This is a genomic window from Luteimonas arsenica, assembly GCF_004352825.1.
Lineage (GTDB): Bacteria > Pseudomonadota > Gammaproteobacteria > Xanthomonadales > Xanthomonadaceae > Luteimonas > Luteimonas arsenica.
Window position 1 is genome coordinate 1315192 of sequence record NZ_SJRW01000001.1, and the last position, 13970, is coordinate 1329161.

Consider the following 13970-nt stretch of genomic DNA (forward strand, 5'->3'; position numbering starts at 1 on the left):
GCGGATGGACATCGACGTGATCGTGGTCGGCGGCGGTCCGGCCGGACTGACCGCGGCAGCCTACCTGCGGCGCTTCCACCGCTCCTGCCTGGTGCTCGACGCCGGTGACAGCCGGGCGCGCCGGATCCCGGAGAGCAACAACTGCCCCGGCTTCCCGCACGGCGTGTCCGGCACCGAGCTGCTGCGGCGCATGCGCGAGCAGGCTCGCGCGGTCGACGCCGCGTTCGAGAGCGCCGTGGTCGATGGACTCGCACTCGTGGACGGAGGCTTCGAGGTGCGGGCCGGTGGACGACGCTGGCGGGCGCGAAAGGTGATCCTCGCCACCGGGCTCAGCGATCGCCTGCCGGGGGACGACTGGATCGAGGCCGCCGTGGGCTGCGGCGCCCTTCGCCTGTGTTCGATCTGCGACGCCTACGAGGCCAGCGACCTCGCCATCGGCGTGTACGGGCCGAGCGAGGGGCTGGGTGGCCATGCGCTATTCCTGCGCGGCTACTCGGCCTCGGTGCATGCCCTCCCCACGGACGACGGCGACGGTGGCGAAGACGGCGATGCATCGCGCGGGGCGGGCGTGCAGTGGCTGCAGGGCGGCGGGCGCCTGGCCTTCGACGGGCAGCGCTGCAGCTATGCGCCGCCGGGCGGCGAGGCCGTGGCCTTCGACACCGTCTATGCCTACCTGGGGTCCGACACCAGCGCCGGGATCGCGGCGGCGGCCGGCGCCGGGCTCACGCCGGAGGGCGAGATCATCGTCGATGCCGACCAGCAGACGCGGCTGCCGGGGCTGTACGCCATCGGCGACGTCGTCAGCGGGCTGAACCAGATCTCGGTGGCGGTGGGGCACGCCGCGATCGCGGCCACCCATGCCCACAACGCGCTGCCGTTCGTGCCGCGCGGTGGCGATGGCGCGGGCGCCCGCTGATACCCCAGCGCATGGCGGGGTGACAGGCGGCCGCGCGACACCTCCGGGCACAAAAAACCCCGCTTTCGCGGGGTTTCTTGTCATCGCTGGATTCCGGTGGTGACCGCCGGAACCCGAAGATGGTGCCCAGAAGAGGACTCGAACCTCCACGGAGTTGCCCCCGCTAGCACCTGAAGCTAGTGCGTCTACCAATTCCGCCACCTGGGCAGGTGGGCGCGTATGGTGCAGCGCGGCGACGAGTCTGTCAACGGTGTTTCACAAACTTCGCCAACGGAGCGTCCACGGCGGCCGCGTACAATCGCCGGATGACGAAGACCACCGGCAAGCGCGGCACCGGCCGCGGCAAGACGCCTGCGAAGGCGGGGGCGGAGAAGGGCGCATCGGGCGCTGGCAGGAAGGCGGCCGCGGCGCCGGCGAAGAAGGCTGGCGGACGCGGTCCGGGCGGCGGCAAGGCGAAGTCGGGCGCGCTGCCGGGGTGGATGCCCGATCCCGGTCTGCTGCGCGCGATGAAACCGCGCGGCCCGGTTGCTGCCGACACGAATCGCGCCCCTCCGGCAGAACCCGCGGCCCGCACGCCCGTGGCGAAGAAGGCCGGCACGGCCCCGCGCCCTGGTGGCGCTGCCGGCAAGACCCGGGGTTACAGCGATCCCCAGGCCGCGCGCGAGGCCGACCGCTACGAGAACCCGATCGCCAGCCGCGAAGCGATCCTCCAGGTGCTGTCCGACGCCGACGGTCCGCTGGACGCGGAAAAGCTCCAGCAGGTGCTTGGCCTGGCCGAGCCCGAGCGCGCCGTGGCGCTGGACAAGCGCCTGGCGGCGATGCTGCGCGACGGCCAGGTGCTGAAGAACCGCCGCGGCGGCTTCGTGCCGGCCGCGCGCGCGGACCTGATCCCCGGCACGGTCATCGCCAATCCCGAAGGCTTCGGCTTCCTGCGCCCCGAAAGCGGCGTCGGCGACGACCTGTTCCTGCCGCCCTTCGAAATGCGCAAGGTCATGCACGGCGACCGCGTGCTCGGCAGCGTCACCGGCGTCGACCGCCGCGGCCGCCGCGAAGGCGTGATCGTGGAAGTGCTGGAGCGTCGGGTGACGCGCCTGATCGGCCGCTTCGCGCTCGAGCATGGCATCAGCTACGTGGTCCCCGACGACCGCAGGATCCAGCGCAACGTGCAGATCCCGGCCGACGAGCGCCTGGACGCGCGCGACGGCCAACTGGTGGTCTGCGAGATCGTGACGCCGCCCGACAACCACCGGCCGCCGATCGGCCGCGTGCTGGCGGTGCTGGGCGACCGGCTGACCGCCTCGATCGCGGTCGAGGCCGCGATCCACGGCCACGACATCCCGCACGAGTTCCCGCCCGAGGTGCTCGACGCCGCGGCGCGGATCCCGGTGGAGGTCGATGCCGCCACCGCCAACCGCCGTCTCGACCTGCGCAAGCTGCCCCTGGTGACCATCGACGGCGAGGACGCCAAGGACTTCGATGACGCGGTGTACTGCGAGCCCAACCGCGAGGGCTTCCGCCTGATCGTGGCCATCGCCGATGTCTCCAGCTACGTGCTGCCCGGCGACCCGCTCGACGTCGAGGCGCAGAACCGTGCGACCTCGGTGTACTTCCCCGGCTACGTCGTGCCGATGCTGCCGGAGACGCTGTCCAACGGCATCTGCTCGCTGAAGCCGAAGGTCGACCGCCTGTGCTTCGCCTGCGACATGCAGGTCGACCGCCGCGGCCAGGTGGTGTCGTATTCCTTCCATGAGGCGGTGATGCATTCGCACGCGCGCCTGACCTACACCCAGGTCTGGAACGCGGTCGGCGACGGCATCCCCGACGCCGATCGCGAGGCCGCGCAGGCCTTCATCGGCCCGCAGATGGAGCAGGTCAGGCGCCTGCACCAGCTGTACAAGGTGTTCGACAAGGCGCGCCAGCAGCGTGGCGCGATCGACTTCGAGACCTCCGAAGTGCGCTTCGTGCTCGGCCCGCAGGGCGAGGTCACCCAGGCCGGCATGATCCAGCGCAACGATGCCCACAAGCTGATCGAGGAATGCATGATCGCGGCGAACGTCGCGGCCGCGCATGCGCTGCTGGAATCCGGCATCCCGGCGCCGTTCCGGGACCACGACCGCCCGCCGGAGGGCAAGTACGCCGACCTGCTGGAGTTCCTGAAGGAGTTCCAGCTGCGCCTGCCGACCTGGCAGAAGGTACGGCCCAAGGATTTCCGCAAGCTGCTGGAGGCCGTGCGCGAGCGCCCCGATGCGGCGCTGCTGGAGTCGGTGCTGCTGCGCAGCCAGTCGCTGGCGGTGTACTCGCCGGACAACATCGGCCACTTCGGCCTGGCGCTGGAGGCCTACGCGCACTTCACTTCGCCGATCCGCCGCTACGCCGACCTGCTGGTGCACCGCGCGATCAAGCACGCGCTGCGCGGCGGCAATGCGGTGCAGTACAAGTACAGCGCGCACGAGATGGCGGCGCTGTCGCTGCAGTGCTCGGAGCGGTCGCGCCGCGCCGACGAGGCCCAGCGCGAGGTCGACGAGCGCTACCGCGCGGCCTGGATGGAGGAACACGTCGGCCGCGAGTTCGACGGCGTGGTCAGCGGCGTCACCAGCTTCGGCCTGTTCGTGGAACTCGACGAGTCCAAGGTCAACGGCCTGGTGCACGTGACCCAGCTGCCCAACGACTTCTACCACTTCGACCCGATCCGCAAGACGCTCACCGGCCAGCGCTCCGAGCGTGAGTACCGGCTGGGCGACCGTGTGCGCATAGTGGTGCTGAAGGCCAGCGTGGAAGAGCTGAAGATCGATTTCAGGCTGGTGGAAGAGGGCCAGCGCCAGAAGGGCGAGCCCAGGCCGCCGACCCCGCGCGGCCAGCCGGCCAAGCGCGCCAAGAAGAAGTACTGAGGACCCAGGCCGGATGGCAGGCAACAAGCAGAACCAGTGGATCGTCGGCATCAACGCCGTGGCCTCGGCGGTCGAGCACGACGCCGACAACGTGCGCGAAGTGCTGCTGGAGGCGGGTGCTAAGAACCCGCGCATCGGTTCGATCGAGGACGAGGCGCGGCGTCGCGGCATCGACGTGCGCCGGGTCGCCCAGAACGCGCTCGACGGCGTCGCCGGCGGCCTGCGCCACCAGGGCGCGGTCGCGCGCTACGCCGCGGCGAAGACCCATGACGAGGACGACCTGCCGGGCCTGGTCGAGTCCGCCGAAGGCCGCGCCCTGCTGCTGGTGCTCGACGGCGTTCAGGACCCGCACAACCTCGGCGCCTGCCTGCGCAGCGCCGCCGCGGCTGGCGTGACCGCGGTGGTGATCCCCAAGGACAAGGCGGTGCAGGTCAACGCCACCGTGCGCAAGACCTCGGCCGGCGCCGCCGACAGCATCCCGGTGGTGCGCGTCACCAACCTCTCGCGCAGCCTGCGCGAGCTGCAGAAGCAGGGCGTCTGGATCTACGGCCTGGCCGGCGAATCCGAAGCCTCCCTGTACACCGTCGACCTGCGCGGCAACGTCGCCCTGGTCCTGGGCGGCGAAGGCGAAGGCCTGCGCCGCCTGACCCGCGAACACTGCGACCAGCTCGTCGCCCTGCCGATGCCCGGCGCCGCCGAAGCCGGCGTCGAAAGCCTCAACGTCTCCGTCGCCGCCGGGGTATGCCTCTTCGAAGCCGTCCGGCAGAGGCTCTAGGCGGGGCGCCGGGAAAGCTTTTGCCACGGATTTACGCGGATAACGCGGATTTACACGGATAAAGCAGAAGCAGGAGAAAACGCTCTTTAGCCACGGATTTGGCGGATTACGCGGATCTGGCCGAGGCAAGATTGACGCCAGAAAGCCCACCTGAAAAGAGCAGGTGCAGTGCGTGGTGCATGCACTGGCCTCAGCCAGATCCGCGTAATCCGCGCAAATCCGTGGCCAAAAAAGCTTTCCGCTTTTTCTGCCTTTTCCGCTCTATCCGTGTAAATCCGCGTTATCCGCGTAAATCCGTGGCAAAAGCTCTTCCACACGCCCTCCCGCAGCCGAAGCCCTCAGGTTGCGGGGGTCGCGAAGCGGCCGCAGGTGTTGGCGATGGTGCAGAAGAGCTGGGCGGTGCGTTCGGTGTCGTAGACGGCGGAGTGGGCGTCGTCGCTGTTCCACTCCAGGCCGGCGGCCTGCACCGCGCGGGCGAGCACGGTCTGGCCGTAGGCCAGGCCGGCCAGGGTGACGGTGTCGAAGACGCTGAAGGGGTGGAAGGGGTTGCGCTTGTGGCCGCTGCGGGCGACCGCAGCGTTGACGAAGTTCAGGTCGAAGTGGGCGTTGTGGCCGACCAGGATCGCGCGTTGGCAGCCGTGCTTCTTCACTGCGGCGCGCACGGTCGTGAACACGTGCTCGAGCGCGTCGCGCTCCTGCTTGGCGAAGCGGAAGGGGTGGTCGAGGTCGATGCCGGTGACCTGCAGCGACTTCGGGTCGATGTCGGTGCCGGGCGCGGGAACGACGTGGGCGCTGGCGCCTTCGCCGGGCACGTAGCGGCCCTGGTCGTCGAGGTCGATCGGCAGCACCGCGATCTCCAGCAGCGCGTGCCGGTTCCAGTCGAAGCCGCCGGTCTCCACGTCCACGACCACGGGCAGGTAGCCGCGGAAGCGGGTGGCCATGGGGGCGAAGGCGGGGGTGGCCTGGTCGGCCTGGGGCGGGGGCTGGCTGGTCACCGGCGCTAGTCTAGCCGAGCCGGGCGGCGCGGCCTCATGCGCGAATGCCCGGCACGATGCCCTCGCGGTGCCAGCGCAGCAGCATCGCCACGCCCTGTTCGATGAACACCGCGTCCGCGGCGGCACCGGCTTCCACCGCCAGCGCGTCCAACTGCGCACGGCCGGTGAGCTCCGGTGCTTCGTCCAGCCGCTGCAGCAGGCGCCACGCCAGCGGACTGGGTGCGTGGAAGCGCACGCGGCCGTCCCCGCCGCGGTGCAGGAGCAGGAGCGTCGGCGCCTCCGGCGGCGCCTCGGGCAGGAACTCCGGGCCGATGCGGTGCACCGGCCAGGTGTAGGCGAGGGGCCAGGCCAGCGGCGAAAGCAGGGGACGGCCGTCGAGCAGCGCGGCGGCGGCGTCGGTGTCGGGCGCATCCAGCCGGTCGTGCGCGACATCGTCCAGGCGCGCCTCGCTGATCTGCAGCGCCAGCTCGATCCACTCGTAGTGCGCCAGCTCCGGCAGCCAGGGCTCGCGGCCACCACTGTCCGCCAGCCAGCGCAGGAATTCGCGCGGCAGCTCCGGGAACAGCGGCGTGCGGCAGCCGTGGCCGCGGTAGAAATCGCGCACCAGCGCCGCCCAGGCGTCGCCATGGATGCGCCGGATCACCGGGAAGTTGCCGGCCAGCAGGCTGGATACGTTGTTGAAGAACAGGTCGCGGTAGACCTGCATCCGCCGCGGGTCCACGCCGGGCGGCGGCGGGTGGCGCTCGGGGTCGCGGATGTGGGCGGTGAAGGCCTCCTGCTGCGCGTGCAGGTCAGGCGACATGGCTGCGTGCCGGTGCATGGGCCAGGTGGCCGCGGACGATGTCGAGTTCGCCCAGCAGCTCTTCGAACGGCGGGAAGTCGAAGTCGCGCTCCAGCAGGGTCGGCCGCGGGCCGAACAGGGCGTAGGCCTCGGCCAGCAGCGCCCAGACCGGATCGGCGACCGCTGCGCCGTGGGTGTCGATCTTCAGCCCCGGCTCCTCGTCGCGGTGGCCGGCGACGTGGATGCAGGCCACGCGTGCGCCGGCAAGCCCTCGCAGGAAGCCGCTGGCGTCGTAGCCGTGGTTGGTGGCGTTGACCACGATGTTGTTGACGTCGAGCAGCAGGTCGCAGTCGGCTTCGGCAAGCACGGCGTCGACGAATTCGAGTTCGGTCAGCGGTGGCGAGCCCGCAGGATCCTGATGGATGGTCGCGTAATAGGAGATGTTCTCGACCGCGATGCGCCGGCCGAGGATGTCCTGCGCGCGCCGGATGCGGCTTGAAACGTGGCGCACCGCCTCATCGCTGAAGGGCAGCGGCAACAGGTCGTAGAGCTGGCCCATGCGGTCGCCGCAGGCGCTCAGGTGTTCGCTGTAGAGCGCCACATGGTGCGTGTCCAGGAAGCGCCGGAGCCTGTGCAGGAAGGTTTCGTCCAGCGGTGCCGGGCCGCCGAGCGAGAGCGACAGCCCGTGGCAGGCCAGCGGGTGCTTCGAGGCGAGTTCGGCGAAGGCATCGCCAAGGGCGCCGCCGACCCCGATCCAGTTCTCCGGCGCGGCTTCGAGGAAATCGAAACTGCCTGGCTTCGCGGCGCGAAGCCCGGGCAGCAGGGCGCGGCGCAGGCCAAGGCCGACGGCGCGCGGATGCAGCGGTGTCACCACGGCCGGGCGGCACGCGCGGGTGCGCACACCGCGATCAAGGCCGGCTCAGGCAGCGCCGCCGCCACACTTGCCTTCGCCGCACTTGCCTTCGTGTGCGGCCTTGTCGGCGTCCTTGTCGCCCGATCCGGCCTTTTTCGTGGCGTGGTGGGCGTCGTGTTCGGCCTGGTCGATGAAGCCATCGCCGTTGGTGTCGATGCCGGCGAAGTACGAGGGATCCTTCTCCGGATGGGCGGCGGCGAATTCCGCGGCCGAGATGCGGCCGTCGCCATCGCTGTCCGCGCGCTCGACGCCGCAGCGGCCTTCGGCCTTGTCCGCCTTGCCGTCGTCGGCCGCAGCCTCGGGGGCGGCAACCATGTAGCCGCTGGCCAGCGGCGTCATCGCGAAGACGGCGCCGGACAGCGCGATGCCGCCCAGGGCGGTGGCCACGGCCAGGGCGACGGGTTTGGCAGGGGACTTCGACATGCTGGCGCTCCTCATTGGTGCGGCCGGACGACCGCTGGGGCGCCAGTATGCCCAAGCCATGTTCACGCCATGTCGACGCGTTGCCTGTTCAGGCGGTGGTGTTGGTTTCGTCGGCCTTTTCGCGTGGCGGCAGGTTGTCGTCGCCGTGCACCAGGAACCAGATGTTCTCGGCGATGTTGGTGGCGTGGTCACCGATGCGCTCGAGGTTCTTGGCCATGAACAGCAGGTGGGTGCAGCCGGTGATCGCGCGCGCATCCTCCATCATGTAGGTCAGCAGCTCGCGGAACAGGCGGGTGTACTCGGCGTCCAGGGCGGCATCGCGGTCGCGAACGGCGTGAGCGGCCTCGGGATCCAGGTCGCGGTAGGCGGCGAGCACGTCGCGCACCTGGCGCACGGCCAGCGTGCCCAGGTGGGCCAGGCCGCCGGCCACCGGCAGCGCCGGCGCCTGGTTGAGCGCGATCGAGCGCTTGGCGATGTTCGCCGCGTAGTCGCCGATGCGCTCGATGTCGGAGACGATGCGCAGGGCCGCGAGCACCTCGCGCAGGTCGCGCGCCAGCGGGCCGCGCAGCGAGAGCTTCATGACGTCGTGGCTGACCACGCGCTCGAGTTCGTCGATGGCCTCGTCGTTGGCGACGATGTGGCCGGCGGCGCGGTCATCGCGGCGCTCGACCACGTCCAGCGCGGCCTCCAGCTGGGCGGCGGACAGCTCGCCCATGCGCAGGATCTCGCCGATCAGGCGCTCGCGCTCTTCGTCGTGGCTGCGAACGATGTGGTCATGGGGCTGGTTGTTCATCCGAACCGTCCGGTGATGTAGTCCTCGGTCTGGCGCTTCGAGGGATTGGAGAAGATGGTCTCGGTCGTATCGTGCTCGATCAGGTCGCCGAGGTACATGAAGGCGGTGTAGTCCGAGACACGCGCGGCCTGCTGCATGTTGTGGGTGACGATGACGATGGTGTAGTCGACCTTCAGCTCCTCGATCAGCTGCTCGATGCGGCTGGTCGAGATCGGATCGAGCGCCGAGGTCGGCTCGTCGAGCAGCAGCACCTCCGGCTTCAGCGCCACCGCGCGCGCGATGCACAGGCGCTGCTGCTGGCCGCCGGACAGGCCCAGGGCGCTCTGGCCCAGCTTGTCCTTGACTTCGTCCCAGAGCGCGCCCTGGCGCAGCGCCGACTCCACCCGCGCGTCCATCTCCGCCTTCGACAGCTTCTCGTGGTGGCGGATCGCGTAGGCGATGTTCTCGTAGATGGTCATCGGGAACGGCACCGGCTTCTGGAACACCATGCCGACCTTGGAGCGCAGGCGGTTCATCGGGTACTTCGGCGAGAGGATGTCCTCGCCGTCGAGCAGGATGCTGCCGCTGGCGACCTGGCCCGGGTACAGGGCGTAGATGCGATTGAACACCCGCAGCAGGGTCGACTTGCCACAGCCCGAGGGGCCGATCAGCGCGGTCACGCGCTTTTCCGGGATCTCCATGTTCACGCCCTTGATGGCGTGGAACTTGCCGTAGTGGAAGTCCAGTCCGCGCACCGAGAGCTTCACCGGCGCGGGGCCGGCATCGACACGGCGCGGGGTGGCGGTGGACAGCGTAGCGCGTCCGGTTTCGATGGGGGCGTGGCTGTCGTTCATCGGCGGGATCCGTGGGACGGTGGTCGACTCAGTCATGGGAAACACGGTTGCGCAGCAGCAGCGCACGTGCTGCCAGGCTGATCAGGAGGACGAAGGTGGTGAGCACCAGCGCACCGGCCCAGGCCAGCTGCTGCCAGCTTTCGTAGGGGCTGCCGGCGAACTGGTACATGACCACCGGCACGCTGGCCATCGGCTGGGTGACGTCGCTGTTCCAGTACAGGTTGCCGAAGGCGGTGAACAGCAGCGGCGCGGTCTCGCCGCTGATCCGCGCCAGCGACAGGAGGATGCCGGTGACGATGCCCGCCGAGGCGCTGCGGTAGAGCACCTGCACGATCACCTTCCACTGCGGGACGCCCAGCGACAGCGCCGCTTCGCGCATCTGCGCCGGCACCAGGCGCAGCATCTCGTCGGTGGTGCGCAGGACCACCGGCAGCACGATGAAGGCCAGTGCCACCGCGCCGGCAAGCGCGGAGAAGTTTCCACCCGAATGCATCACCAGCAGGGTGTAGACGAACAGGCCGAGCACGATCGACGGTGCCGACAGCAGGATGTCGTTGACGAAGCGCACGACGATGGCGGTGCGGCTGTTGGCGCCATACTCGGCCAGCCAGGTGCCGGCGGCGACGCCCAGCGGAGCACCGATCAGGATCGCCAGGCCGCACATCACGGCGGATCCGAACAGCGCGTTGCGCAGGCCGCCTTCAGCCATCGGCGGCGGTGTGTCCTTGGTGAACAGGTCCCAGTTGATGCCGGTGATGCCCTTGGACACCAGGGTCCACAGGATCCAGCCCAGGAACAGCAGGCCGACCACGGCGGCGACGCACGACAGCGCCAGCGCGGCGACGTTGACGATGCGGCGGCGCAGGTACAGGCCGTCGGCTGCGTGGACTGCGGGAGGCGCGGCGGACATCAGTTGCCCTCCTTGCGCGCGAGCCGCGCCAACATCAATCGTGCGAGCGCCAGCACCACGAAGGTGACGATGAACAGCACGAAGCCCAGCAGGAGCAGCGCCGAGCGGTAGGTGTCGGTGGCCTCGCCGAAGTCGTTGGCGATCAGCGCGGCGATGGTGGTGCCGGGCTCGAGCAGCGAAGGCGTCAGGCGCACGCTGTTGCCGACGACGAAGGCCACCGCCATGGTCTCGCCGAGCGCGCGGCCGAGGCCCAGGAACACGCCGCCGATCACCGCCGAACGGGTGTAGGGCAGGACGATGTCCCAGGTCACTTCCCAGCGCGTGGAGCCCAGCGCGTAGGCCGACTCCTTCAGCCGCGTGGGCACGGTCAGGAACACCTCGCGCATCACCGAGGTGATGAAGGGCACGACCATGATCGCCAGCACCAGGCCGGCGGTGAGCACGCCGATGCCCAGCGGCGGCCCCTGGAACAGGATGCCCAGGCCCGGGATGGTGCCCAGGTGCTCGTTGAGCCAGGGCGTGACGTGCGCGGTCATCACCGGCACCAGCACGAACAGGCCCCACATGCCGTAGATGATCGAGGGGATGCCGGCCAGCAGCTCGATCGCCGCGCTCACCGGGCCCCGCATCCAGCGCGGTGCCACCTCGGTCAGGAACACCGCGATGCCGAAGCTCAGCGGCACCGCCAGCAGCATGGCGATGATCGCGGTGACCACGGTGCCGTAGATCGGCGCCAGCGCGCCGTAGCGGTTTTCGACCGGGTTCCACTCGGCCGACAGGAAGAACGACAGGCCCTGCGACTGCAGGGCGTCGCGACCGCCCCAGAGCATCGACAGCGCGGCACTGGCGAGCGCCAGCAGCACGAAGGCGACGGTGCCGACCAGGGCATAGCGGAACCAGCGGTCGGCGCGGGCGTCACGCTGGTCGCGGCGGCTGGGGGCGATGGCGGGAACGGTGGTGGCGTTCATGGGCTTCCCGGAGCGGTGGGGCGGCCCGCAGCGGCGGCTGCGGGCCGGGGCGCCTTACTTGAACTCGGCGGCCCAGTAGGCCTCGACCTGCTCGACCAGTTCCTCGGGAAGCGGCACGTAGTGCAACTCGCTGGCCTGGGCCTGGCCTTCCTCGAAGGCCCACTTGAAGAACTCCAGGGCGGCCTGGCTGCGCGCCGGATCGCGCGGCTGCTTCGGCATCAGCATGAAGTTGGTGGCGGTGATCGGCCAGGCATCCGCGCCCGGGGCGTCGGTGATCACGAGATTGAAGTCGCTGGCCGAAGCCCAGTCGGCGGTGCGCGCGGCGGCGGCGAAGCTCTCGGCGCTGGGCTCGACGAAGTTGCCGGCGGAGTTCTGCAGCGAGGCGTAGGGCATGGTGTTCTGCAGCGCGTAGGCGAGTTCGACGTAGCCGATCGCGCCCTTGATCTGCTGCACGTAGGACGCGACGCCCTCGTTGCCCTTGCCACCCACGCCCAGCGGCCAGGACACCGAGGTGCCTTCGCCGACGCGCTGCTTCCAGTCCGGGCTGACCTTGGACAGGTAGTTGGTGAAGTTGAAGCTGGTGCCCGAGCCGTCGGAGCGATGGACGATGCTGATCTTGGCGTCCGGCAGCGCCAGGCCGGGGTTGAGGGCGGTGATCTCCGGCGCGTTCCAGGTGGCCACCTTGCCGAGGAAGATGTCCGCCAGCAGCGGGCCGGTGAGCTTCAGCGCGCCGGGCGCCAGCCCTTCGATGTTGACCACCGGCACCACGCCGCCGATCGCCGACGGGAACTGGCCCAGGTTGGCCTCGGCGAGTTCCTCGCTCGACAGCGGCTTGTCGCTGGAGCCGAAGTCGACCGTGCCGGCCTTGACCTGGGCGATGCCGCCGCCCGAGCCGATCGACTGGTAATTGACCTGGCGGCCGGTGGCGGCGTTGTAGTCGGCCGACCACTTGGAGACCAGCGGATAGATGAACGAGGCGCCGGCCCCGGAAACCTGTGTCGAGGCGCTGCCGGTGGTGCCGTCCGCGGGCTTGTCGCCCGAAGGCTGGCAGGCGGCGGCGAGCAGGGCCGTGGCGAGCGCGAGCGAAGCGATGCGCAGCTTGGGAAGGGTCATGTCGGGGTTCCAGTGTGGGCAGGCGCCGCGGGCGGCGTGCGGACATTGGATGATGTTTTTATGACCGCTTCATGACACTGCCCGGATCGGGACCGCGGCCGGCGGCGGAGAATCGCAAAAAAGAACGGGCCCCGAAGGGCCCGAAGCGAAGCTGGAAGCAATGTCAGGAGAGGAGGAGTTCGGCAGGCGGGTGCGCGCTGCATGTCGCGCACGCCGGCTTCGGCGCATATTCAAGGCGCGCGCGGTGACCCGATGATGTCGTTCCGGTGACTGCTTCGTGACAGCGCCGCGTGGCTTCAGTAGCTGCGGCACTGGCGGAAGCGGACCGGCTTGCCGCTGTCCGCCGGCGGCGTCAGCTGGATGCGCGACGAGGCCAGGGCCGGATAGCGCTCGACCAGCGGGCAGATCGCCGCGACCGGATCGTCGCTGGTATCGCCGAGGAAGATCTCCAGGGTCGAACTGCTCGTCCAGATCGCTCGCAGGACCATCGGGAGCGTAGCCACCGTGCTGGCCAGCTCGCGACGCTGGGCCTCCAGGGTCGCCGCGTCCGGGTTGGCGTCGGGAGCGGCACCGGGGGCCTCCTGCTTCGGCGCCGCGGCATCGTCGGTGCCGTCCGTCGCGGTCTGGCCGGCGGGCGCGTCCATGGCCGCCGCGGCGGCGGGAGGCGAAGGCGTTGCGGTGGCGGGCGCGGACGGCGACAGGAAGCCCAGGGAGAACACGCCCACGCCCACGAGCAGCGCCAGCAGCCAGCCCGCCAGGCTGCGCTCGCGCGCGTGCTTGGCGGCCGAAGCCACGATCGGCGACACCACCGATCCCGGCAGCAGTGGGCGGAGCCACGGCCAGAGGACGGGACCATCAAGCAGTTCGATCGGCCGGCCCTTGGCAGCCGCGCGGCCGTCGTCGTCGATCGCTCCCTGGGTGACCAGCAGTCCCCCGACCGCGCCGGCCAGGCTCATGGCCGCAGCCAGTTCGTTCACCGACGGACGGCCGAGCACGTAAGCGCTGCCGTGTTTGGCCGACAGCAGCCAGTGTTCGCCGTCGCGGACAAGGGTGTAGTCCGCGTCGCCGCTGGGATTGCCGCGATCGTCCACGCGCTGGTAGCCACGCTTGGACAGCGCTTCAAGGACGATGCCGGTGAACTCGCGCCAGGACAGCGCCGAAAGCGCGGCGATGCCGGCGGCGGTCTCGTCGCGGCGGCGCAGCGGGCCTTGCGCCAGCCAGGTGGCCAGACCGCCCACGGCGAGGGTCGCCAGGATCGCGGATAGCCACTGCAGCATGCGTATTACCTCGTAGTCCGATGCGAAGAAGGATAGATGGTGCCGGCGTGAAGGCGCGGGCAGGGCGGCGGCGGTCAGGCGAAATGCTTGTCCAGCACGCGCCGGATCTCGGCTTCGATCGGGCCCTGCATGGCGGACAGCAGGAAGCCCAGCTGGGCCTGCACGCGCACCGTTCCGGGGTCCACGGCGATGTTGCCGTCGACGCCGGCCCCATTGAAGGACAGCACGTCACCCTGCCAGCTGCAGTCCACCCCGAAGCGCTCGACCAGCTTGTCGGCCAGCTGCTGCACCGCCTCGCGCGCCTGCGGCATCGAAAGCCGATGAGGGTGGTTGATGTCGATGCCGGCCATGGCGGGTTCCGTGGAAAGGGGCGGACATTCTGGGT

14 protein-coding genes and 1 tRNA gene are annotated in these 13970 nt (G+C 70.1%); 3 read left to right on the forward strand and 12 right to left on the reverse strand.

Annotated features, from left to right (window positions below; translation table 11 throughout):
- The first annotated feature begins 4 nt into the window (after positions 1-4).
- Positions 5-916 carry an NAD(P)/FAD-dependent oxidoreductase gene (locus E2170_RS05950; RefSeq protein WP_132999664.1) on the forward strand — a complete coding sequence of 304 codons (912 nt, stop codon included), beginning with the start codon at positions 5-7 and terminating at the stop codon, positions 914-916.
- Positions 917-1036: 120 nt separating this feature from the next.
- Here E2170_RS05950 and E2170_RS05955 read toward each other — a convergent pair.
- A tRNA-Leu gene (locus tag E2170_RS05955) sits at positions 1037-1123 on the reverse strand.
- Between the two features lie 98 nt (positions 1124-1221).
- On the opposite strand from E2170_RS05955, the gene rnr reads away from it, so the two are divergent.
- On the forward strand, positions 1222-3804 hold the full coding sequence (gene rnr, locus E2170_RS05960; protein WP_132999665.1) for a ribonuclease R: 2583 nt from the start codon (positions 1222-1224) through the stop codon (positions 3802-3804).
- Positions 3805-3817: 13 nt separating this feature from the next.
- Positions 3818-4579, forward strand: coding sequence for a 23S rRNA (guanosine(2251)-2'-O)-methyltransferase RlmB (rlmB, locus tag E2170_RS05965; protein WP_132999666.1), 762 nt, complete (start codon positions 3818-3820; stop codon positions 4577-4579).
- A 338-nt stretch (positions 4580-4917) separates the two neighbouring features.
- Here the strand turns inward: rlmB and rnt are convergent, their stop codons facing one another.
- From rnt to E2170_RS06020, 11 genes are all read right to left on the reverse strand, one after another.
- Positions 4918-5520, reverse strand: a complete 603-nt coding sequence (rnt, locus tag E2170_RS05970; protein WP_133000045.1) for a ribonuclease T — start codon at positions 5518-5520, stop codon at positions 4918-4920.
- Between the two features lie 88 nt (positions 5521-5608).
- A complete protein-coding gene (locus tag E2170_RS05975) occupies positions 5609-6376 on the reverse strand; it encodes an HvfC family RiPP maturation protein (RefSeq protein ID WP_132999667.1) in 768 nt (255 codons plus the stop codon).
- Positions 6366-7256 carry an HvfB family MNIO-type RiPP peptide maturase gene (locus E2170_RS05980; protein WP_132999668.1) on the reverse strand — a complete coding sequence of 297 codons (891 nt, stop codon included), beginning with the start codon at positions 7254-7256 and terminating at the stop codon, positions 6366-6368. The genes E2170_RS05975 and E2170_RS05980 overlap by 11 nt, the downstream gene beginning before the upstream one ends.
- An 18-nt stretch (positions 7257-7274) precedes the next feature.
- Positions 7275-7691 carry an HvfA family oxazolone/thioamide-modified RiPP metallophore gene (locus E2170_RS05985; RefSeq protein WP_165942172.1) on the reverse strand — a complete coding sequence of 139 codons (417 nt, stop codon included), beginning with the start codon at positions 7689-7691 and terminating at the stop codon, positions 7275-7277.
- 88 nt (positions 7692-7779) lie between these two features.
- Positions 7780-8484 (reverse strand): phosphate signaling complex protein PhoU, encoded by a 705-nt coding sequence (gene phoU / locus E2170_RS05990; RefSeq protein ID WP_132999670.1) that lies wholly within the window; start codon positions 8482-8484, stop codon positions 7780-7782.
- Positions 8481-9317: a phosphate ABC transporter ATP-binding protein PstB gene (gene pstB, locus E2170_RS05995; RefSeq protein WP_132999671.1), complete on the reverse strand. Its 837-nt coding sequence runs from the start codon at positions 9315-9317 to the stop codon at positions 8481-8483. The genes phoU and pstB overlap by 4 nt, the downstream gene beginning before the upstream one ends.
- Positions 9318-9345: 28 nt before the next feature.
- Positions 9346-10227 carry a phosphate ABC transporter permease PstA gene (gene pstA, locus E2170_RS06000; protein ID WP_132999672.1) on the reverse strand — a complete coding sequence of 294 codons (882 nt, stop codon included), beginning with the start codon at positions 10225-10227 and terminating at the stop codon, positions 9346-9348.
- Complete coding sequence (gene pstC / locus E2170_RS06005; protein WP_132999673.1) at positions 10227-11195, reverse strand: phosphate ABC transporter permease subunit PstC; 969 nt, start codon at positions 11193-11195, stop codon at positions 10227-10229. Before pstC ends, pstA begins: the two co-directional genes overlap by 1 nt.
- 54 nt (positions 11196-11249) lie before the next feature.
- Positions 11250-12308, reverse strand: coding sequence for a phosphate ABC transporter substrate-binding protein PstS (gene pstS, locus E2170_RS06010; protein WP_132999674.1), 1059 nt, complete (start codon positions 12306-12308; stop codon positions 11250-11252).
- Positions 12309-12604: 296 nt separating this feature from the next.
- On the reverse strand, positions 12605-13585 hold the full coding sequence (locus E2170_RS06015; protein WP_132999675.1) for a restriction endonuclease: 981 nt from the start codon (positions 13583-13585) through the stop codon (positions 12605-12607).
- A gap of 74 nt (positions 13586-13659) precedes the next feature.
- Positions 13660-13935: a polyhydroxyalkanoic acid system family protein gene (locus tag E2170_RS06020; protein WP_132999676.1), complete on the reverse strand. Its 276-nt coding sequence runs from the start codon at positions 13933-13935 to the stop codon at positions 13660-13662.
- Positions 13936-13970 lie beyond the last annotated feature (35 nt).